The following is a 20217-nucleotide window of genomic DNA, read 5'->3' as shown; positions in this document are numbered from 1 at the left end:
CACTTATTGAGTGACGGCACCGCCCTGTTGCTCCTTGAGGAAGCTTATCCAGGGGGAGGCGCGGCCACTGACGTTGCCATTCTGTGCTGCCTGGGTGAAGGCGTTCAATGCTTCCTTCGGTTTTTGCTGCTCAAAATAGGCGACTCCGGTCAGGAACTTCAGGTCGGCGCGTTGCTCACCATTGGCATTGGCGGCCGGCTTGGCGGCCAGGGCCACCAGATCCTGATAGCGTTTGCTCTGGATCATCATGCGTGCCATCTTGAGCTGCAGCTCGGCACTGGGGGCCATCTTGTAGGATTTGGCCAGGGTATCGATGGCCGGATCCAGCTCCTTGGCCTGGTGCCAGTAGTTGGCCAGTGTCTTGTAGTTGGCCGCACTGCTCTCTATGCTCCCCTCCTTCATCGCCTTCTCCATCACGCGAGCGGCGCGGTGGGGAATGCCGGCGAAGGCCAGGTAGTTGGCGAGACGCTGCAATTCGGCCGTGCCGATGTTGTAGGCCGATTCGAGCGCCGCCAGCGCCTTGGCATCGTTGCCCGCCTGCATGTGCATGGCGGAGAGCTGGGTCCAGTACTTCTTCTTCTCCGGGAACTTGTCCACCAGAGCGGTCAGCACCTCTGTGGCCGGCTTGTACTGTTTCAGTTCGTAGTGCGCCGCCATCTTGAGCAGATACCAGGACTCCGGTGCCTTGCCCGCTGACAGCTTGATGGCCTGATCCACCGCAGGGATGGCCTCTCGATACTGCTTGAGCTGCACATGGGCGTTGGCCAGGGTGATGTAGGCGTGCGGGGTCGGTTTCTCATCCTTGCCGAGACTCGCAAACCACTGGTTCATGGTGCTGATGGAACCCTTGAAGTTTCCCTCCGCCATGTAGAGCTGGGCCAGGTTGTAGCGCACCTGTTGTGCCACGGGTTGTGGCAGGCCGCCGGTGGCGATGGCCTCGGCGAAATACTTGGTCGCCTGACCGTATTTCTCCTGCTGGGCGGCCACGAAGCCGAGGGTCTGCAGTATCACCCCCTTGTCGTAGACCCGCTCGCCGGCACCGGACAGCGCCTCCTGCAGCTTGGCATTGGCCTCGCCGTATTTCTTCTCTGTGATCAACGCCTGCGCCTTGTTGACCGCGCGGTAGGCACGGTCAGACAGGGCTGGCTGCTCGGCGGCCCAGCTGGCGGTGCTGAGCAGCACCGCCATGGCAACCGGGGCGAGGATCAGGGTGTGTAACTTTTTCATCGCCACCTTCCTTAGTTGGTCGCAAACTCGATTTCTTGTTGCATGCGACTGGCTTGCGGCTTGCCATCGACCATGGCCGGCTTGAACGTCCACTTGGTGATGGTCTTGCGCGCTTCCTTGCCGAGGTCATAGCTGCGCGGCTCTTCCTTCACGATGCGGATATTGCTGACGGTGCCGCGTTCGGTCACGGTGAACTCCACCAGTACCTTGCCGGAAGCGAGCCCGGCCAGCGCCGCCTTGCGGGGCATCATGGGTTCGAAGGTCGCCAGCGGAATGGCACCGTTGTTGCCACCCATACCGCCACCACCGCCGCCCGTGCTGTAGGCACCGAGGGCATTGCCGCCCCCTATGTTGACCGGGATGTCGAGTTTGGGCATGTCCATGGGCGAGCTTTCCATCTGCGGCCTGTCCGTACTGGCCACTTCCATCTCGGGAGGGGGAGGCGGGCGGTTCGGCGGCGGCGGCTTGGGCAGCTCCCGTTGTTTCTCTTGCAGCGTCTCCTGGGGCTTGAGGCGGATGAAGTCGGTCATGCTGACGTCTTCGGATTCCACCAACTCCCGGTGATCCGGTGTGATCAGCTTGTTCATTCCCAGAAACAGGAAGAACACCACCACACAGGAGACAGCTAACGATATCAGGTATCTCATGGCGCTCGCTCCGGCATCAGCTGCTCTTGTCTGCCGCGATGGAGATGCTTTGGACACCGGCCATGCGGATCTGATCCATGACCTGGACCACCAGACCGGAACGGGATTCGGTGTCGGCCTGGATCACCACGGCGCTCTCCGGGTTCTCGGCCCTCAGCCGTTCGATGTTGGCGCGCACGGCACCCACTTCGACGATGCGCTTGTCGACCCAGACCTGACCATTTTCGCGAACCGCGACCATGATGTTCCCCTTCTTCACCGTCTCGGCCGTGCTGGCGCTCGGGCGGTTGATCTCCACGCCGGACTCCTTGACGAACGAGGTGGTGACGATGAAGAAGATCAGCATGATGAACACTATGTCCAGCATGGGGGTCAAATCGATAGCCGCCTCGTCAGCACCGCTGTCGCTGTAACGTTTTCTCATAGCAGAAACTCCTTGCTTGTTCTGTGCCCCCGGCAGGTCATGCCTAGCCGGGGGTATGCATCCTGCATCAACCGTGTTTCAGGTTGTCTTCCAGCTTTTGCACCGCCAGTTTGGCTTTGTGATCGAGCTGGTTGACAAAAAACAGGCCGGAAAGGGCGGCAATCATGCCCGCCATGGTCGGTACCGTCGCCTTGGAGATCCCTGATGCCATGGCGCGGGGGGAACCCGTGCCTGTGATGGCGAGGGTGTCAAACACCTGCACCATGCCGACCACGGTTCCCAGCAGCCCCATCAGTGGACAGAGGGCGATCAGCACCTTGATGACTGGCATCCCCTTGTCCACCGCCATGGAGACTCGCGACACCAGTTCACGCCGGATCTGTTTGGCAGACCAGGAGAGGTGATCGCTGCGTGCCAGCCAGGCCGTCTTGGTCTGCTTCACCTGCTTGGGATAGACCGCCATGAAGTAGAACCAGCGTTCCAGCAGCAGGGCCCACATCATCAGGGTGAGGAAGAACAGGGCGACCAGTACGTCGCCCCCCAATCCCAGAAACCGGCGGACCGACTCGACTTCTTCAATCAACCAGAACCACATGGAAGACTCCTTACGCTGCTGCTTTGGTGGCGTGCAGGCTTTCCTGATAACGGGCGACGAAACCGGCGCTCTGCTCTTCCAGCACCTGGATCAGACGACGGCTCTGGGTCTGCACTATGGTGTAGAGGAACAGCATGGGGACCGCGACCACCAGACCCTGCATTGTGGTGACCAGGGCCTCGGAGATACCGCCAGCCATCAGCTTGGGATCGCCGGTACCGAACAGGGTAATGGCCTGGAAGGTGGCAATCATGCCGACCACTGTCCCCAGCAGGGGGGCAACCGAGGCGATCAGCTTGATGATGCTGATGCCCTTTTCGAACTTGGGCACGTTGCGCAGTATGATCTCGTCCAGCTTGGATTCCAGATCCTCTATGTTGTCACCACGATGGCTCTGGTAGGCCCCCAGCATTTCGCCGATGGGGTTGCCCTTGATGATCTGGTCGGATTTCAGCTGCTTGCGCATGGACCCGCCGATGAGGGACAGACGAGCACCGCAGAACAGGGCCAGCAGGGTACCGAGCACGCCGAGTACCATGATGACGTAACCTACCTCGCCCCCCTGATCGATCCGTTCTTTCAAGGTCGGAGACTGCACCAGCAGGGAGAGGATCACGCCGCGAGACGGGTCGACAAAGATGGGCTTGACGCCACCGTCACCCTGCTCAAACTCGGCGATCGGTTCCAATACGCCTTTGTCGGGTTGACGGGGCAGCTGTTCGAACTTGCCGGTTTCCGGCACAAAGGTAAGGTACTTGCCTTCGGAGACGGTATTGAACTCACCGATCTGGGTAACGGTTTTGTCGGCCTGGTTGCCCTCGCCATACACCACGGTCGCCGGTATCTGGCTCACCTTGCCACCGTCGACCATGCGGCCCAGGGTAGTGGTCCAGAAGGCGGTCAAGTCGTCGCTGGAGGGGAGCTCCTTGCTCTCGGCCAGACGGGTCAGCAACGCGGCCTGCTCAGGGTGCTCGACCCGGCGGGCGGAGGCGTTGAAGATCCCCTTGAACTCACCTGCAAACTGACGGAGCACGCCAAACATCTCGCCCATGTTGCCGGAACGCTGGCGCAGGGTCTCGGTCAGTTCGGTCAGTTGTTTGTCATTGGCATCGAAGGTGGCCTTGAGCTGCTCGCCCTTGGCGGTTTCGGCGGCGAGCTCTGCCTTGGCTTTGGCCAGCAGGGCCCCTTGCTCGTTCTTGTCTGCCAGGAAGCGGGCTTCCCGCTCCTTGTTGAGCTGGGATTCACTCAGGCTGGATGCCTTGACCTGACTCAGCAGGGCATTCAAGTCCACCGGTTTTTCGGCTGCGGTCACCGGCAGGGTGATCAGGGTGGCTCCCGCGATCAGGGAGGCAATGGCGAGTTTGATTCCTTTCATGATGCTTTCTCCGCAGTTTGAACCGGCAGCTTGATGAGCGCGGGCGGTGCCTGCTTCTTGGCGATACGCAAGCCCTGTTCGACTGCACTGCGATACTCCTGTGGCAAGGCTTCCCACTGACGAGTCTTCTTGTTCCACATGCCTGTCTCGTTACCATCCGGGGACTGGTAGAGCAGGGCGATGCGGCCGACACGCAGGAACTCGTAGGTTTTCTCGCTGCCATCCTTGTCCAGACTGGCCTTGTAGGCCTCTATGGTGCGGCTGAAGCCCTCCTCGATCTGGTAGGCCTCCAGGATCTTGCGGTACTTCTCGGAGATGGTGACATCGGCCCGGTTCATCAGGTCGGTCAGGGCTGCTACGCGGTCCTCCCGCTCGACCTTCTGGAACGGCAGATCCAGCGATACAAACTGCTCTAGGGAGTCGATCATCTTGAGCATCAAGGGCACCACTTCGGTGCTGGTCTGATCGATCTGGGCAATCTGGCGCTGCATCGATGCCAGCTCGCTGCTCTGGGAGTCGACCATCTTGCCCACTTGCTCGTTGTAAGCGCGCAGGCTGTCGACCTGGCGCAGGGCGGCTTTGTACTGTGCCAGGGCAGACTCGGCAGACTCGGCGTAGTTGTCGATCTTCTGCTGGGAAACTTTGGATGCATTGTCGGTGGCGGCTTGAGCGTCCACTGCCTGACCGGCAGAGGCGGCACTCAGATTGAAGCTGGTCAGCAAGGCAGCGGATACCAGGCTGCCGAGGAGCGCTTTCTTCATTTTAATAGTCCTTGTCTTCATAGGATTACCCTATCTCCGTAACTTCCTTGGACGTTGGGCAAAGCCGGCCCGACCGGGCCGGCTTGGGTCGTATATCAACGGGGTTGATTAGAACTTCTGGGTGTAGTCGAGGTAATAGATGCGACCGTCGATACCGTACACTTCATCGTCATAGGTGAAGCCATCGCTTTCCAGTGACGGGGCCGTGTTGAACATGTTCTTCACGCCGACCTGGATCTTGCCATCCCAGGGCGCTTCCACACCGACGTTCAGGTTCCAGGTAGTCTGGGATGCAATGTGACCCACTTCAGCACCGGTATCGGCGATGTAGTCCTGGCTCTGGGAGTCGATGTAGCTGGCGCTCAGGTAGGTATCCATGTTCCACCACTGGGGCACATTGACACCGACCCCAGTGTTGAAGCGCAGTTGTGGCATGCCGTTCTGACCGATCTTGTCGATGACGGGGCCACCGGCATACAGACCTTCCTTGTACTCAAGGATATAGGTACCACCGAAGTCATAGCGCACCGTCGCCATGTTCAGGTCGTACTTGTAGTCCGCCTTGAAGTCCAGGCCGCTGGTGTTCAGCTCACCCAGGTTGACCATGGGAGCGGTGCCCTGTTTGATCTTGCCCTGGCTGTTACGCACTATGTTGCTGGAACTGCCGTTGTTCAGCTCGTCATAGATGATGGACTGCAGGGAGTTCAGCTGGATGAGATCGGTGATCTTGATGGTGTAGTAGTCCAGCGACAGATTCAGATCATCCAGCGGGCTGTAGGCCACACCGAAGTTCCAGGTATCGGCCGTCTCTTCCTTCAAATTCTCGTTGGCAGTACGGATGGTCGTGTATTGCTGATTCGGGCATGCTGCCGCCGAAATGCCGTTCGCTGCGCAATAGACATAATCCTTGGCCCAGTCGGCAGACTCGGAGTCTGCAGAGTAGAGATCGCTCAGGCTGGGAGCGCGGAACGAACGTGACCAGGAGGTGCGCAGCATCAGGTTGTCCAGCGGCTGGTAGCGCAGGCTGGCCTTGGGTGAGAAGGCGCTGCCAAAGTCACTGTATTTGTCGTAACGACCGGCTACGTTGAGCTCAACTTCATCCGTAATGGGTACCAGTGACTCGATATAAGCGGCAGTGACGTCGCGCACCCCACCGGACGAGTTGCCGGCGGAGCCGATGATGTTGCCAGCTTCTGACTGGGCATCGTACTTGTCGGCATAGACCCAGTCGTTGTACTCGGCGCCTGCGTACCAGCTGACCGGACCGGCCGGCAGTTCGCCCATGTCCCACTGGACACCGGCATACCACTGGTAGAAGTCCATGGTGGAGCGGCGGCTGGTATCGGCGGCCATGGAGGCAGTGGTGGAGGCATCAAACTCGCCACCGACGAACTTGCCATCCTCGATCGCCTTCTGGGCGGCAGACTTCAGCACATAACCGGTGCCGTTCTCCTTGTTGTCTGTCTTGGAGTACATGTAACCGGCGTTCCACTGCATGTCACCGACGCTTTCGGTGGCTAGGGTGCCTTCAAAACCCAGGTTCATGCTGCCTGTGGTGTCAGTGACCAGGTTGTCACGGGTACCGACGTTGCTGAAACGGTAGTAGGCATAGGCAGCCTCACCCAGCCCTTGGGTGGCTGCGGCATCCAGGCCGTTGTCGGTGAAGAACTTGGCGTTTTTCGGGTTGGCAGGATCTATGGTGAACACCCCTGCTGCGGGTGCAAAGCGACCGAAACTCTCGACCCGTGAGCCAATGATCTGGGGTACGAAGTCGACGTTGTCGTTGATATGATAACGACCATTCAAATAGAGAGTGTCACGACTGCGAGAGGCGGTAGTGGCGGCAACCTGACCATAGTTGAAGTTACAACCGCCTTCGAAATTGGTGAAGGGCTCCTTGCAGGTGCCGTTTGCATTGGTTGCACCCGCCAGCGGGCCATATTTCCAGATGGGGTCGCCATTGGCATCCAGGCCAGTGATACCTTCCACGTTGCGGCCATAGACGCTGGGGGAGTCGTTGCCCTGCTTGGCGAGATAGTCGCGATCGCGAGCGTAAACGACGTCTTTCTTGTCGTGCTCGTAGACCGCCATCAGGGAGCCTTTCTCGCTGGCGACACCGGCGACGATGGAGCCACTCTTCTCGTCCCCCCCCTCTTCGGTCGGGCTGCCGATGCGGCCCTGGAAGGTCAAGCCCTCATAGCCCTCTTTGAGCACCACGTTGATGACACCGCCGATGGCATCGGAGCCATAGATGGCCGAGCCACCATCCAGGTTCACTTCCACTCGTTCAACCGCCGCCATGGGAATGGTGTTCAAGTTGATGGAGGTACCACCCATGGTGGGAGAGCCGGCGACACGTTTGCCATTCAACAGGATCAGGGTGCGCTCCGAGCCAAGGCCGCGCAGGCCTACGGTAGCCTGGGATTGAAAAGAGCTGCCGGAGGCGGGGGATACGCCACCGAAGGAGTTGTAGGAGGCTTGCTTCAGGTAATCTGCCACTGTCTGCTGACCTGATTGCTCTATCTGGGCTTTGCTGACGGAGACAACAGGGGTGGCACCTTCCACATCGACGCGGGAGATACGTGAGCCGGTAACCTTGATTTTTTGCAGCTTTTCGACGTTTTGGCCTTCTTCGGCCAAGACAGGGGTGGTCATAACTGCCGCGCTCGCCAAGGCAAACGCTACGGCAGCAGAGAGTCTGCTTTTCCTAAGCATCGCTTATATCCTTCCTGGTTGTTTTTTGTTTGCTTCCATACCGCCCTCGTTGGAGCGATGCGTAAGGCTTATCAATCTTTGGCTGGTGACGTCAATGGAGCAGGGGAAAAGCAGAGCGCTGAGTGCAAGCTGAGCGCAATAAGAGGAGTGTGTTATTTGTGTGGCGTTTTCTCAGTGAATAATTCTATGAATAACATTCAAAGCAATGTGAAAGTTTTGTTAAATGCCTTTTGTGTCGCCTAACTAAAAAGTGATGAACTTATTATTAATGCTGGTATCTCTTTGTATCTTGTTTTGTGAAAATGAGAAAAAAAAGGAGGAAACACTGTTTTAGTGGCGATAGATACCATTGGTAGTTACCCGTAGAACAATATAGAGGTGTTGTGTTGATATCGTTTTCAGTTCGGCAGGCTGGAAGATAAAGCCATTTAAATTCATGTGGTTGGGTTTTCTTTAATAGCAGTTAAACAACTGTTTATTTTTTTTAAAATTTAATTGATAGCCAGCGTTTTGTTTTGATTTTTCTTTTTTAAATAAAAAACGTCATTTTCTTGCGGCTTTTACACCAAGTGGCCATTTCCATCGGTTTTACCCTTTCTTGTACTTGATTTTTGTTGCAGAGCTTTTACAGTGACCGAGCGGATTGTCTGCCAATAAACAGACTATCCAGTGAGTAATGCCAGGAAGGACAGGCAGGTCATCGGAATTGACTAGCCACACAAGAACAACAAGGACGAGGTTTCACCATGCTGTCGTATTTCTTACGTCGGATGCTTTTGATCATCCCGACGTTTCTCGGTATCACCCTGCTCGTCTTCTCCATCACCCGTTTCGTGCCGGGCGGCCCGGTCGAACGCATGCTGTTGCAGGCTCAGGTCTCACAGAATGAGACCGGGCGATCCAGTGGCAGCAAGGGCGCTCTCCGATGAACAGATCGAGGAGTTGAAGGCATTTTACGGGCTGGACAAGCCCATGCTGGTCGCTTATTGGGAGTGGCTGCAGAAGCTGGCTGTGCTGGATCTGGGGGAGTCGACCCGCTACTACGAGCCAGTATGGGATCTGATAAAGGACAAGCTTCCCGTGACGGCCTTTTTCGGGTTGGCGACCTTTCTGCTCAGTTATGCAGTGTCAATACCGCTCGGGGTTGCCAAAGCCCTCAGGCATAACAGCCGCTTTGACTCTTTAAGCTCCATGCTCATCTACATGGCCTATGCGCTGCCCGCCTATGTGGTGGGGATCTTCCTCATCACAGTGTTCGCCTTCCATCTGGAGTGGCTGCCCATGGGCGGTTTTCCGGGGGACGACTTTGAATCCATGGAGAGCAGCTGGGATCAGGTCCGCACCGTCTTTGCCCATGCCCTGCTGCCGCTCATCGCCTACGCCATCGGGGATTTCGCCATCCTGACCATGACCATGAAAAACAGCCTGATGGAGAACCTGTCGGCGGATTATGTGCGTACCGCCGTGGCCAAGGGGTTGCCGTTTCGCAAGGCGGTCACCGACCACGCCATGCGCAACAGCCTGATCCCGATTGCCAGTCATCTTGGCAGCGTGCTGACTGTTTTCTTCGGCGGCTCCTTCCTCATCGAGACCATTTTCAACATCGACGGCATAGGCCTGCTTGGCTACGAGGCGATCGTCGAGCGGGATTACCCCACCGTCATGGGCATTCTGGCCATCACCTCCATGCTGATGCTGGTGGGCAATATCGTTTCCGATATCTGCGTAGCCCTTGTTGACCCCCGCGTGCGGTTTGGAGAATAACCATGAACCTCAACCCGGTTACGCTGAAAAAACTCAAGCGCTTCAAGTCGATCAAGCGCGGTTTCTACTCGTTTGTCATCTTCACTGCCCTGGTGGTGTTCTCCCTGCTGGCGGAGCTGCTGGTCAACAGCCGGGCACTGATGGTGAGCTATCAGGGCCAGCTCCACTTTCCCACTTACGGTGATGTGATCCCGGGCCAGCACTTCGGGCTAGATTACGAGTACGAGACCAATTACCGCCAGCTCAAAGCCAAGTTCGCAGCACAAGGCAAAGGCGACTGGGTACTGCTGCCGCTGGTGCCCTGGAACCCCTATGAGCAGGACTTCAAGGAGGATGCCTATCCCCCTTATGCTCCCAGTGTGGCGGAGCGCCACTTCCTTGGCACCGACACCAGCGGTCGCGACGTGCTGGCGCGGCTGGTGTACGGTTTTCGCATCGCCATCGGCTTTGCCTTTATCGCCCTGGCGGCCAGCTATGCCATAGGGGTGACCATAGGCTGCATGATGGGATTCCTCGGCGGGCGCTTTGATCTCATCCTGCAACGCTTCATCGAGATCTGGTCTCAGGTGCCGTTTCTCTACGTCATCATGATCCTGGTGTCGCTGGCCAAACCCAACTTTGGCCTCTTTGTCGGCATCAACGTGCTGTTTGGCTGGATGGGGATCACCTGGTACATGCGTACCCTCACCTACAAGGAGCGGGCGCGAGACTATGTGATGGCGGCGCGGGCCCAGGGGGCCACCACCAAACGCATCATCTTCAACCACATACTGCCCAATACCCTGATGATGATCGTCACCCTGGCGCCGTTTGCTGTGGTGGGCAACATCTCCACCCTGACGGCACTGGATTATCTGGGCTTTGGCCTGGCGCCGCCGACCCCAAGCTGGGGTGAATTGCTCTCCCAGGGCATCAACAATCTGGATGCCATCTGGATCGTGAGCTCAGTGGTGGCGGCGGTGAGTCTGGTGCTGATCATGGTCTCCTTTATTGGCGAGGCGATCCGCGAGGCGTTTGACCCGCGCAAATTTACCCGTTATCAGTGACGAAGCTGGCGCTACATCGCGTTGGTATACGCTGGCTACGAACAGTAATTAATGAAGGGCGGGCTGCCACCAGAGGCGGACCCGGGAGCAAGGGATAAACCCGTTATCAATCAAGACCCCCAGTGCAGGGGCTAGACTTGGAAGTCAAACATGAACAATAAAATCAAATGGATAGGTGCTCTTTTTCTACTGGTGAACGGATCCTGGGGTTGGGCCGCCAGTCTGCCCGCAGATCTCAAGTGGGAGACCAACGATACTGACCCGACATTCGCGTCTCCCAAGGCGCTGCCCGGTGGTGCCATCACCATGTTTGTCGACAGCTTTCCCCTGACGTTTCGCACCGTGGGGCCGGACTCCAATGGTTCGTTCCGCTCCTATATTCTGGATAACCAGCTGCGACTCATCAGTTTTCACCCCAATACTGGCAATCCCATACCATCGCTGGCGACTCATTGGGCCATAGCACCAGACAGCCAGACCGTCTATTTCAAGCTGGATCCGCGCGCCAAGTGGTCCGATGGCAAGCCGGTTACCGCCGATGACTACACCTTCGGCTACGAAATGATGCGCTCCAAGGAGATCCGGGCCCCCTGGTTCAACAACTACTACACCACCGAAGTGGTGGTGGTAGACAAGATTGATGCCCACACCATTCTGGTCAAGGCGGGCAGCCGCAAGGCCAAGCTGGACCTGCTCAACACCACTGAGCTGTGGCCTCAGCCCAGGCACTATTACAAGCTCGACCCCAACTGGGTGAAAAAGTACAACTGGGCCGTGGTCCCGACCACTGGCCCCTATGTGATGAGCGAGGTCAAGAAGGGCAAGTCCATCACCTTCAGCAAGCAGCAAGACTGGTGGGCCAAAGACGATCGTTACAACCAGCACAGATTCAATATTGACACCATCAAGGTACAGGTGATCCGGGATCACAACATAGCGTTTCGCCACTTCCTGAAGGGGGAGCTCGATACCTTCGAGATGATCCTGCCCAACTGGTGGCATGAAAAAGCAGTCACGCCGGAATACAAGAAAGGGTATGTGCAGAAGGTGATGGCCATGACCGACACCAAGCAGGGGGGGCAGGGGGTACACCTCAATGTCAGTAACCCCAAGCTGGTGGACGTGAACGTGCGCCTCGGCATTCAGCATGCCATGAACCTAGACAAGATGATCGAGACGGTACTGCGTGGCGACTATGACAGGGCGACCACTTTCGGCTCGGGTTTCGGTGACTTTACCGACATGTCACTGCCAAGCCGGACTTATGACATCACCAAGGCACGGGAGTACTTCGCCAAGGGCGGCTACAACAAACCGGGGCCGGACGGCATCTTGCAAAATGACAAGGGCGAGCGGCTGACCCTGGCGCTCACCTACACCACCCAGGAGCACTCCAAGCGACTGACTGTGCTCAAAGAGGAAGCCAAGAAGGCGGGCCTGGATCTGGAGCTCAACCTGGTGGATGGCGCCACCGGCTTCAAGGTGATGCTGGAGAAGAAACACGAGGCAGCCTGGCTCGGTTGGGGCGGCGGTGGTCTCTATCCCCAGTATTGGGAATCCTTCCATTCGGCCAACGCCAACAAGCCCCAGACCAACAACTTGTTCAACGTGGCTGACAAGGAGCTCGACACTCTGATCGACGCTTACAACATAGAGTTCGACATGGCCAAGCGGGCCGGGATTTCCCGTCAGATCCAGCAGCTCATCTATGATCTCGCCATTTTCGTGCCCGGGGTGCAGCTCAACTATGTGCGGGCCAGCAGCTGGCGCCATGTGATGCTGCCCGAGGTGCCGGCCACCAGAAATACCCCTGATCAGCTCTACTGGCCCATGGATGGTTATCCCCACAGCAGCGGCGGTCTGCTCTGGCTCGATCCCAAGGTGAAGGAAGAGACCCTGAAAGCCAAGGAGGCAGGAGAGGCGCTGGCGCCCATCAACCTGCTCGACAAGACCTATGCACATTATTGATGCCATTGAGAAGGGAGCGGCTGTTATGCCAACCATACAGGCTCCCATCCTCGACGTCCGAGATAATGGGGTGAAGTTCACCGTTGATAACGGCCAGAGCAGCGCCTCTATTCTCGAGGTACGTGATCTCGAGGTGGAGTTCGCCGTCGACGACGGCAAGATAAAAGTACTCGACGGGGTCAGCTTCTCTGTGGCCCCGGGCCAGACTCTGGGGATAGTCGGCGAGTCCGGCTGCGGCAAGAGCGTCACCTCGCTCGCCATCATGGGGCTCTTGCCCAAGCCCCATGGTCAGGTGGTGGCGGGTTCCATCCGCTTTCAGGGAGAGGAGTTGCTCACCCTGGCGCCGGATCAGATGTACAAGGTTCGCGGCAACCGTATTTCGATGATCTTCCAAGAGCCGATGACGGCGCTCAACCCGGTGCAGACGGTCGGTGATCAGCTGATGGAGGTGTTTCGCCTTCACAGGCCAGAGTACAGCAAGGTCCAGCGCAAGGAAGCGGCTATCGCCATGCTGCAGAAGGTGGGCATACCTGAGCCAACCCAGCGCTTTGCCGTCTACCCTCACAATCTGTCGGGTGGCATGCGCCAGCGGGTAATGATTGCCATGGCGCTCTCTTGCGAGCCGGACCTGCTCATCTGTGACGAGCCCACCACGGCGCTGGATGTGACCATCCAGGCCCAGATCCTGGAGCTGATGAAAGAGCTGCAGGCCCAGACGGGCATGGCCATCATCTTCATCACTCACGACCTTGGTGTGGTGGCCGAGCTGTGCGACGAGGTGGTGGTGATGTACGCCGGCCGGGCGGTGGAGCAGGCCGATGTCTTTGAGCTGTTTGACAGTCCGCACCATCCCTATACTCATGGTTTGATGAGCTCGATCCCTCGGCTGGAAGATGTGCCCAAGAGCCTGCTAAAGACCATCAAGGGTCAGGTGCCCGCCCTGCACGAGATGCCGGCCGGGTGTCGTTTTTCCAATCGCTGTCCACACGCCACCGAGCTCTGTGTGATCGCCATTCCGGCGACTGAACAGCTCAATCCCCACCACAGGGTTGCCTGTCACCATTGGAAGGAGCTGGCCGTATGAACACGCTTTTATCCGTGCGGGATTTGAAACAGCATTTTCGGCTGGGCGGTGGCTTTTTGCGCAAGCACTACACCGTTTATGCGGTGGATGGCATCAGTTTCGATCTGAAACAGGGGGAGACGCTTGGGCTGGTAGGGGAGTCAGGTTGTGGCAAGTCCACCCTGGGGCGTTCACTGCTCAAGTTGTTCGAGCCGACTGCCGGCACCATCAGTTTCGAGGGGCGGGATATCACCAAGCTCTCGACCAGAGAGATGCGTTCCCTGCGCCAGGAGATGCAGATGGTGTTTCAGGATCCTGCAGAATCCCTCAATAGCCGCCATACGGTGGGCCAGATCCTGGAAGAGCCTTTCATCATTCATGGCAAGGGCGACAGTCAGCAGCGGCGAGAATGGGTATTGGCGCTGCTGGACAAGGTCGGTTTGCCGAAAAGTGCGGTGGATCGCTACCCCCACGAGTTCTCCGGCGGTCAGCGTCAGCGCATCGGCATCGGCATCGCCCGCGCCATCGCCCTCAAGCCCAAGCTGCTGGTGTGCGACGAGGCCGTATCGGCCCTCGATGTATCGGTGCAGTCCCAAATCGTCAATCTGCTGCTCAACCTGCAGCGGGAGATGAACCTCGCCATCATCTTCATCGCCCACGACCTGTCGGTGGTGAAACACATCTCGGATCGCATTGCCGTCATGTATTTAGGAAGGATTGTCGAGCTGGCGGATGCGCAAACCCTCTACCTGTCCCCTCGCCATCCCTATACCCAGGCGCTGATCTCGGCCATTCCGGTACCGGATCCGCGCCGTCGCAACCAGCGCATCCTGCTGACCGGCGATGTACCTTCTCCCATATCGCCACCCAGCGGTTGCCACTTTCATCAACGCTGCCCCCATGCCACGGATCTGTGCCGCAATACGGCACCGAGCCTGCAGATTTGTGATGGGGATGCCCATGAGGTAGCTTGCCACACCCCCTTGCCGGTGGCTGAGGCGGTGCCGTTGGGAAAGGCGGTGTGATGCCGCTGCCGGCGTCACAGCCAGAGGGCAGGGAAGAGAAGCAATAAAAAAATGGGGCCTGTGGGCCCCATCTTCATGGTTGGAGTTCAGGTTTGGCCGTGGAACATCTGGCCAGGGCAGGACAGCGGCCCCGACATGGGGTGGCTGTTGTACGGATTATAATGTGTGTAATTTTACTACTTTTAATGTACTTCCCTGATGCATCAGGCACCGTAACGGAAGTAGTACTCACGGGTTGACGGGGCGTAGGTGTCTTTCTCTACGGCGCCTTTTTTGCTGGTTGCACCCTTAAGGTGGAACAATACTGCCAGGTTCTCAAACATATATTCACCTCATCGCTCTGTTATCTAATTGTTGTTTGTGACCTGAGTCACAATTTGATCCTATGGCCTTATGTGATATGGATCAACTTTTTGAGTGGTAAAGTTACATAAATCATGGAAAAGGTTTTCAAACCCAGTTCTGTTCATGGAGACGGTTTCAGAGACATGCATCGCCGGATGGCGGTATTGGGATGCTCAAACAGATGAAGGGCGGGTGGATCAAAGAAGGGGACCTGCAGATGCGCCGATCCGACTCCTCGGGAGTGTGCTGGCACGGCTCCGCGGGTGACGGTTGCAAAAAAATACCCCGCACTGGGCGGGGCATAAATCATAGTGCTAGCGGACTAGCCTATTCTGCGAAAGATCAGAGGCCGACTCCCGCTGATGAGCTTGCAGGTTTACTTGGCCGGGATCTGTTCCAGCACATGGACCAGCAGCTGCCAGAAGCGCTCGACGGCCGGGATATGTACCTTCTCGTCCGGTGAGTGGGCGCCACGAATGGTCGGGCCGAAGGAGACCATGTCCCAATCCGGGTAGGCGCTCTTGAACAGGCCGCACTCCAGGCCTGCGTGGATCACCATGACGTTGGGCATCTCGCCGAACAGGGTCTGGTAGCTGTTGCGTACCAGTGCCATGACGGGGGAGTCCACATCTGGCGCCCAGCCAGGATAAGCGCCGGTAAATTCACAGCTGGCACCGGCCAGATTGAACAGGGAGCGAGTCATCTGTTCGACGCTCTCGCGACCGGAGTCGATGAGGGAGCGGATCAGGCACTGCACATAGACCTCACCTTCGAGCGTCTTGATGACGCCGAGGTTGGTGGAGGTCTCGGTGACGCCCGGGATGGCATCGCTCATGCGGATAACGCCGTTCGGGCAGGCCATCAGGGCGTCCAGCAGACGGGCCTGCAGGGTCTCGCTCATCAGTTTGGCCGGTTTGTCTTGAGCCGTGAGCAGCACTGTCAGGTTGGCTTCGGTGGCGGTCAGTTCGCTCTGGTAGATACCGGCGTAGCGATCGACCAGGGCCTTGAATTCATTGACGTGAGCAGCGGGTACCAGCAGCTTGGCACGGGCTTCGCGCGGAATGGCGTTGCGCAGGGTGCCGCCATGGATCTCGGCCAGACGCACCCCCAGTGGCTCTGCAGCCTTGAGCAGGCGTACCAGCAGCTTGTTGGCGTTGCCACGACCGCGGTGGATGTCAACGCCGGAGTGACCGCCACGCAGCCCCTTCACCTGCAGTTCAAACCCTTCACCTTCGGTAGGGGCTACCAGCTCCAGCGGGAAGCGAATATTGGCATCCACGCCACCGGCGCAACCCATGTAGACCTCACCATCCTCTTCCGAGTCGGTGTTGAGCAGAATTTCGCCTTCCAGCCAGCCTGCTTCCAGTCCGAATGCGCCCGTCATGCCGGTCTCTTCGTCCGTGGTCAGCAGCACTTCCAGCGGGCCATGCTTGAGGCTCTTGTCGGCCAGCACGGCCAGGCAGCCGGCCATGCCCATGCCGTTGTCGGCACCGAGGGTGGTACCGCGTGCCGTCACCCAGTCACCGTCTATATAGGCATCGATGGGATCTTGGGTGAAATCATGCCGGGTGTCGGCGTTGGCCTGGGGCACCATGTCGATATGGGCCTGCAGCACCACACCCTTGCGGTTTTCCATCCCGGGGGTGGCCGGCTTTTTGATGATGATGTTGCCCACGGCATCTTGCTTGACCGCGAGACCTTCCTCTTGGGCCCACTGCATTATCCAGGCGCTTAAGCGGGCTTCGTGCTTGGAAGGGTGGGGAATGGAGCAGATCTGCTCGAAGAAATGCCAAATCAGTTTGGGAGAGAGAGAACTAAGCTGTGCCACGTCGGGACTCCTTACCAGCAAGGAAAATGATTGGGCCCCATCAACGGGCCGGGGAAGAGGATAACGATAATACAGTCAATCACACAAAAATGTGAGCGAACAGCGCAAATTGCGGGCGACTTGTGCTGACAATCTGGCGCTTCACAGCGTGCAGCCGATGTGTGAGTGACCAGACCCAGCACAAAAGAAATTATGTGACACACATCACAAAAACATTGTGTTTATGGCGCCGACTGGTAAATTAGTGACCGTGGTTCGCCACCCGTCAGGATGACGAGGAGTGCCTCCAGGGAACCGAAGCAAAGCAAGTGCGCCTCCATGGAACCGAGTATCTGTTCAAGGATTTGAGCCCGCATTAAAGGTACGTAACTTGTTAAGCAATCAGGAGTTTTACTATGTCCGGCAGCAATTCAACCTATTGGTTTGCCCAATCACTTTATACCCAGGGTTATAGCTACCCGAATCCCTTCGCTTACCGCTAAGCCAGGGGCGCCCCACAGGGGCAACACGCAAGATGCAGCAGCAGGTGAGTGAGGAATCTATCCTCCCCCTGCTATTTTTTTATCTGCAATTGGCGCCAGCGTCTGGTTATGCAGCGCGTGTGGCAGGCCAAAGCCGAATGGCGCGAGCGGGATGATGCAGTTTTTTTCCTGTATTTCGCATACGTTTGCCAGTCAATTTATCCGCAAACGGTGCTATCATCCCGGCCCAACAGCCTGTCTGGGGTCTTTCCTCCAAACGACATGGCCGACAGCTATGCCCATCCCGCTTTCATTGAATCCGTTTTTGCTGCCGAGGTTCCAGCCCTGGGGCAGCCAACGTGCAAGCCGAATTCGGGAGACAGAGGCGCCAGCATTGACTCAGCCGCGCGTGAACGCGAGGCGATTATTTTTTAAGTAATTGTTTTATATAACTCTTCGAGATCGATAACATGCCGAAAAAATTCTACGTCTCATGGGATAACCTGCAACGTGAAGCGCGCCGTCTGGCCCGTCGTCAACTGCCTGTCAGCCAGTGGAAAGGGATCATAGCGGTTAGCCGTGGTGGTCTGGTGCCCGCCGCGCTGATGGCTCGCGAACTTGGCATCCGTAATGTCGAAACCCTGTGCATCTCCAGCTATGACCACAATAACCAGCGTGATCTGGTGGTGGTGAAGGCTGCCACCACCGCAGGTGATGGTGAAGGCTGGCTGGTGGTGGACGATCTGGTGGATACCGGTGGCACTGCCAAGGCAATCCGCGATCTTTATCCCAAAGCCAAGTTCATCACCATCTTCGCCAAGCCGATGGGTGAGCCGCTGGTGGATGATTTCGAGGTCGCCATTCCGCAAGACACCTGGATTGAGCAGCCATGGGATATGGCGCTGGAATTTGCCCATCCAATCTGCGACGAAGAGTAATCACCATACAGGGCTCCCATCCGGAGCCCTGTTTTTTTGTGGTGTAACTGGCTGCCTGGCGTGAAAAGTGGTTAAGATGGGACCACTGCCTGACAGTATGAGTAATTGCTTTGGACTTGAATGATGACCTTAACCTGACCGAAAAGCTTTTCACCCGGGTAAAGAAGGTGCTGGAGACGTCTGAAATCTCCAACAGCAGCCCGGTGGAAGAGCAAGATGCCAATCTGGACGAAACCTTTATCGACGGTTCCATGTCGTCACACTGGTATCGTCTGCTGCGCCGACCCACCTGGGCCTGGCAGGGGGCGGATCCGGTCGAAGTGGAACAGACCCTGGCTTGCATCGCCATGGGAAAGGGTGAGCGCACCCACGAGCGTTACCTGGATACCATCAAGGGATATGTGCCCGGAAACTGGATCTACGAGTGGAGTCTGCTGGCTGGCAGTTACTTCAAGCAGGGGCGGGCACTCGCGGAGCAAGGTGACTCGGCGCCAGCCCTCAAAGATCTGCTCAAGGCGGTACGCTACTACTCCATCGCCAGCTATCCCCATCTCAAGAATGACGAGCTGGCCGATCAGGCTCAGCTGCTCTGCAACATGGCTTACCGCGAGGCTGGCCGTCTGTTCAAGGTCCCCCTCAAAGAGATACAGGTGCCATTTCGTGGCAAGAGCATTCAGGGCTATCTGCATCTGCCGACCATCGACAAACCCGTGCCTCTGGTCATCGTCAGCGGTGGCATAGACTCCTTGCAGGTCGATTTCCTCAGCCTTTACCTCAAGTATCTGGAACCCAACGGCATCGGCATGTTGTCGCTGGATATGCCGGGCATCGGCTATGCCGAACACTGGCCGCTGGTGCAGGACACCAGTCGCCTGCATCAGGCAGTGTTGAACCATCTTTCCGAGGTTGCCTGGGTCGATCATCAGCGCATCGCCATGGTGGGCTTTCGTCTGGCGGGCAATGTGGCGGCACGGCTGGCCTTCATCGAACCGTTCAAACTCAGAACCGTCGTCTGCATCGGTGCCGGCGTCAATCAGGTGTTCACCAATCAGGAGATGTTTGCCCGCTGCCCGCGCATGATGCGCGACGGACTGGCGAACCGCCTTGGAGCCGATGCGGCTCAGTGGGAGTTGCTGCGCACCAAGTGCCAGGTATTTTCACTCAAGACGCAAGGATTACTGGGGACTCGCACTTCCGTGCCGATATTAAGTATCGGACACAAGAAGGATTTTATTTGCCCCGAGCAAGATGTACGGGCGCTGGCAGCCGCCAGCCACAATGGCAAGGCAGTGGTGTTCGACAAACAACCCTTGCTGGAGGTGTACGACGAGGCGTTGAAAGAGATGATCGACTGGCTTAAAAAACACCTATGTACATGATTTAGCGCTAAAAACATAACGTCACCCAGGTGATGTGGCTTGTTCAACAGGGAGGTTAACATGTCAGAAAGAGTGACCTACAAGCGACTGCTGAGGCAGTTTGCCGCTATCGGCCCCTATTTACGTGAGGACCTGTGTGAAGAGGGCCGTTACCGTTTCGACTGTCTTTCCGTCTGTGTCAGTGCCAAGCCGGCACCGGACAAGCGGGAGTTCTGGGGCTGGTGGCTTGTGCTGGAACAGCAGGATCGCAGCTTCAGTTATCACTATCAGGTCGGTTTCTACAATGCAGAAGGGGAGTGGATCAACAAGCCGCTGCCCAAGAAGCACCAGGCAGAAGTCGAGCGAACCCTCAACCGCTTCTACAAGCTCATCAGTGACAAGCTCACCTTGTTGGAGTGCCAGCTGGCCCCTGCCGAGCAGGTGACCAACGAGCTGGCGGTCACCGCCGCCTGATGATCTGATGCCCTGCGAGTTGTCCATTCACTCGCAGGGCCATCTTTTCCACACTGCTTTCCTCCACTCACACACACTCTCTCTTTAGTCCTGGTCGATGCTGTTGCAAGGCAACCATGTCTGGCCCCTTCCTTTATCCGAGTACAGCTCGCGGGCTTAATTGCCTTGCAGGGCAACAGGGCCGTGGGTATAAAGGGATTCCT

At 57.4% G+C, this 20217-nt stretch carries 16 protein-coding genes and 1 pseudogene; 9 read left to right on the top strand and 8 right to left on the bottom strand.

Annotated features, from left to right (window positions below; all coding sequences use genetic code 11):
• Positions 1-3: 3 nt before the first annotated feature.
• The 7 genes from AXW79_RS06535 to AXW79_RS06505 form a co-directional block, all read right to left on the bottom strand.
• Complete coding sequence (locus tag AXW79_RS06535) at positions 4-1227, bottom strand: tetratricopeptide repeat protein (protein ID WP_005317903.1); 1224 nt, start codon at positions 1225-1227, stop codon at positions 4-6.
• An 11-nt stretch (positions 1228-1238) separates the two neighbouring features.
• On the bottom strand, positions 1239-1874 hold the full coding sequence (locus tag AXW79_RS06530; RefSeq protein ID WP_005317900.1) for an energy transducer TonB: 636 nt from the start codon (positions 1872-1874) through the stop codon (positions 1239-1241).
• A 16-nt stretch (positions 1875-1890) separates the two neighbouring features.
• Entirely contained in the window at positions 1891-2298 is a 408-nt protein-coding gene (locus tag AXW79_RS06525) for an ExbD/TolR family protein (RefSeq protein ID WP_005317897.1), read from the bottom strand.
• A gap of 67 nt (positions 2299-2365) precedes the next feature.
• Positions 2366-2893 carry a MotA/TolQ/ExbB proton channel family protein gene (locus AXW79_RS06520; RefSeq protein WP_005317894.1) on the bottom strand — a complete coding sequence of 176 codons (528 nt, stop codon included), beginning with the start codon at positions 2891-2893 and terminating at the stop codon, positions 2366-2368.
• Positions 2894-2903: 10 nt separating this feature from the next.
• Positions 2904-4268, bottom strand: coding sequence for a MotA/TolQ/ExbB proton channel family protein (locus AXW79_RS06515; protein ID WP_005317892.1), 1365 nt, complete (start codon positions 4266-4268; stop codon positions 2904-2906).
• Positions 4265-5029: a DUF3450 domain-containing protein gene (locus tag AXW79_RS06510; RefSeq protein WP_005317887.1), complete on the bottom strand. Its 765-nt coding sequence runs from the start codon at positions 5027-5029 to the stop codon at positions 4265-4267. Before AXW79_RS06510 ends, AXW79_RS06515 begins: the two co-directional genes overlap by 4 nt.
• A 108-nt stretch (positions 5030-5137) precedes the next feature.
• Complete coding sequence (locus tag AXW79_RS06505) at positions 5138-7744, bottom strand: TonB-dependent receptor plug domain-containing protein (protein ID WP_011898400.1); 2607 nt, start codon at positions 7742-7744, stop codon at positions 5138-5140.
• 746 nt (positions 7745-8490) lie between these two features.
• On the opposite strand from AXW79_RS06505, the pseudogene AXW79_RS06500 reads away from it, so the two are divergent.
• The 5 genes and pseudogenes from AXW79_RS06500 (at position 8491) to AXW79_RS06480 (ending at position 14610) form a co-directional block, all read left to right on the top strand.
• Positions 8491-9508 (top strand): annotated as a pseudogene (locus tag AXW79_RS06500) (ABC transporter permease subunit).
• Positions 9509-9510: 2 nt separating this feature from the next.
• Positions 9511-10554 (top strand): ABC transporter permease, encoded by a 1044-nt coding sequence (locus AXW79_RS06495; RefSeq protein WP_005317882.1) that lies wholly within the window; start codon positions 9511-9513, stop codon positions 10552-10554.
• A 150-nt stretch (positions 10555-10704) separates the two neighbouring features.
• Positions 10705-12522: an extracellular solute-binding protein gene (locus tag AXW79_RS06490; RefSeq protein ID WP_005317880.1), complete on the top strand. Its 1818-nt coding sequence runs from the start codon at positions 10705-10707 to the stop codon at positions 12520-12522.
• A gap of 25 nt (positions 12523-12547) precedes the next feature.
• Positions 12548-13606, top strand: coding sequence for an ABC transporter ATP-binding protein (locus tag AXW79_RS06485; protein ID WP_005317877.1), 1059 nt, complete (start codon positions 12548-12550; stop codon positions 13604-13606).
• On the top strand, positions 13603-14610 hold the full coding sequence (locus AXW79_RS06480) for an ABC transporter ATP-binding protein (protein ID WP_005317874.1): 1008 nt from the start codon (positions 13603-13605) through the stop codon (positions 14608-14610). Before AXW79_RS06485 ends, AXW79_RS06480 begins: the two co-directional genes overlap by 4 nt.
• A gap of 721 nt (positions 14611-15331) precedes the next feature.
• Here AXW79_RS06480 and AXW79_RS06475 read toward each other — a convergent pair.
• Positions 15332-16783 (bottom strand): aminoacyl-histidine dipeptidase, encoded by a 1452-nt coding sequence (locus tag AXW79_RS06475; RefSeq protein WP_005317866.1) that lies wholly within the window; start codon positions 16781-16783, stop codon positions 15332-15334.
• A gap of 590 nt (positions 16784-17373) precedes the next feature.
• Between AXW79_RS06475 and AXW79_RS06470 the strand changes: the two genes are divergently transcribed.
• From AXW79_RS06470 to crl, 4 genes are all read left to right on the top strand, one after another.
• Positions 17374-17679, top strand: coding sequence for a hypothetical protein (locus tag AXW79_RS06470; RefSeq protein WP_005317863.1), 306 nt, complete (start codon positions 17374-17376; stop codon positions 17677-17679).
• Positions 17680-17714: 35 nt separating this feature from the next.
• Positions 17715-18182: a xanthine phosphoribosyltransferase gene (gpt, locus tag AXW79_RS06465; RefSeq protein ID WP_005317860.1), complete on the top strand. Its 468-nt coding sequence runs from the start codon at positions 17715-17717 to the stop codon at positions 18180-18182.
• Positions 18183-18292: 110 nt separating this feature from the next.
• Entirely contained in the window at positions 18293-19561 is a 1269-nt protein-coding gene (frsA, locus tag AXW79_RS06460; protein WP_005317857.1) for an esterase FrsA, read from the top strand.
• A 60-nt stretch (positions 19562-19621) separates the two neighbouring features.
• Complete coding sequence (gene crl, locus AXW79_RS06455) at positions 19622-20014, top strand: sigma factor-binding protein Crl (protein ID WP_005317854.1); 393 nt, start codon at positions 19622-19624, stop codon at positions 20012-20014.
• Positions 20015-20217: the final 203 nt, after the last annotated feature.

This window comes from Aeromonas salmonicida subsp. salmonicida (assembly GCF_001643305.1).
GTDB lineage: Bacteria > Pseudomonadota > Gammaproteobacteria > Enterobacterales > Aeromonadaceae > Aeromonas > Aeromonas salmonicida.
This window is presented reverse-complemented; position numbering and strand designations above follow the sequence as displayed.

Excerpts from the sequence above, each read along its gene's own strand:
- AXW79_RS06530 (WP_005317900.1), bottom strand. The coding sequence starts at position 1,874 with ATGAGATACCTGATATCGTTAGCTGTCTCCTGTGTGGTGGTGTTCTTC.
- AXW79_RS06480 (WP_005317874.1), top strand. The coding sequence starts at position 13,603 with ATGAACACGCTTTTATCCGTGCGGGATTTGAAACAGCATTTTCGGCTG.
- AXW79_RS06490 (WP_005317880.1), top strand. The coding sequence starts at position 10,705 with ATGAACAATAAAATCAAATGGATAGGTGCTCTTTTTCTACTGGTGAAC.
- AXW79_RS06495 (WP_005317882.1), top strand. The coding sequence starts at position 9,511 with ATGAACCTCAACCCGGTTACGCTGAAAAAACTCAAGCGCTTCAAGTCG.
- AXW79_RS06525 (WP_005317897.1), bottom strand. The coding sequence starts at position 2,298 with ATGAGAAAACGTTACAGCGACAGCGGTGCTGACGAGGCGGCTATCGAT.
- AXW79_RS06515 (WP_005317892.1), bottom strand. The coding sequence starts at position 4,268 with ATGAAAGGAATCAAACTCGCCATTGCCTCCCTGATCGCGGGAGCCACC.
- AXW79_RS06535 (WP_005317903.1), bottom strand. The coding sequence starts at position 1,227 with ATGAAAAAGTTACACACCCTGATCCTCGCCCCGGTTGCCATGGCGGTG.
- AXW79_RS06505 (WP_011898400.1), bottom strand. The coding sequence starts at position 7,744 with ATGCTTAGGAAAAGCAGACTCTCTGCTGCCGTAGCGTTTGCCTTGGCG.
- AXW79_RS06510 (WP_005317887.1), bottom strand. The coding sequence starts at position 5,029 with ATGAAGAAAGCGCTCCTCGGCAGCCTGGTATCCGCTGCCTTGCTGACC.
- AXW79_RS06520 (WP_005317894.1), bottom strand. The coding sequence starts at position 2,893 with ATGTGGTTCTGGTTGATTGAAGAAGTCGAGTCGGTCCGCCGGTTTCTG.
- gpt (WP_005317860.1), top strand. The coding sequence starts at position 17,715 with ATGCCGAAAAAATTCTACGTCTCATGGGATAACCTGCAACGTGAAGCG.
- crl (WP_005317854.1), top strand. The coding sequence starts at position 19,622 with ATGTCAGAAAGAGTGACCTACAAGCGACTGCTGAGGCAGTTTGCCGCT.
- AXW79_RS06470 (WP_005317863.1), top strand. The coding sequence starts at position 17,374 with ATGCAGCGCGTGTGGCAGGCCAAAGCCGAATGGCGCGAGCGGGATGAT.
- AXW79_RS06485 (WP_005317877.1), top strand. The coding sequence starts at position 12,548 with ATGCCAACCATACAGGCTCCCATCCTCGACGTCCGAGATAATGGGGTG.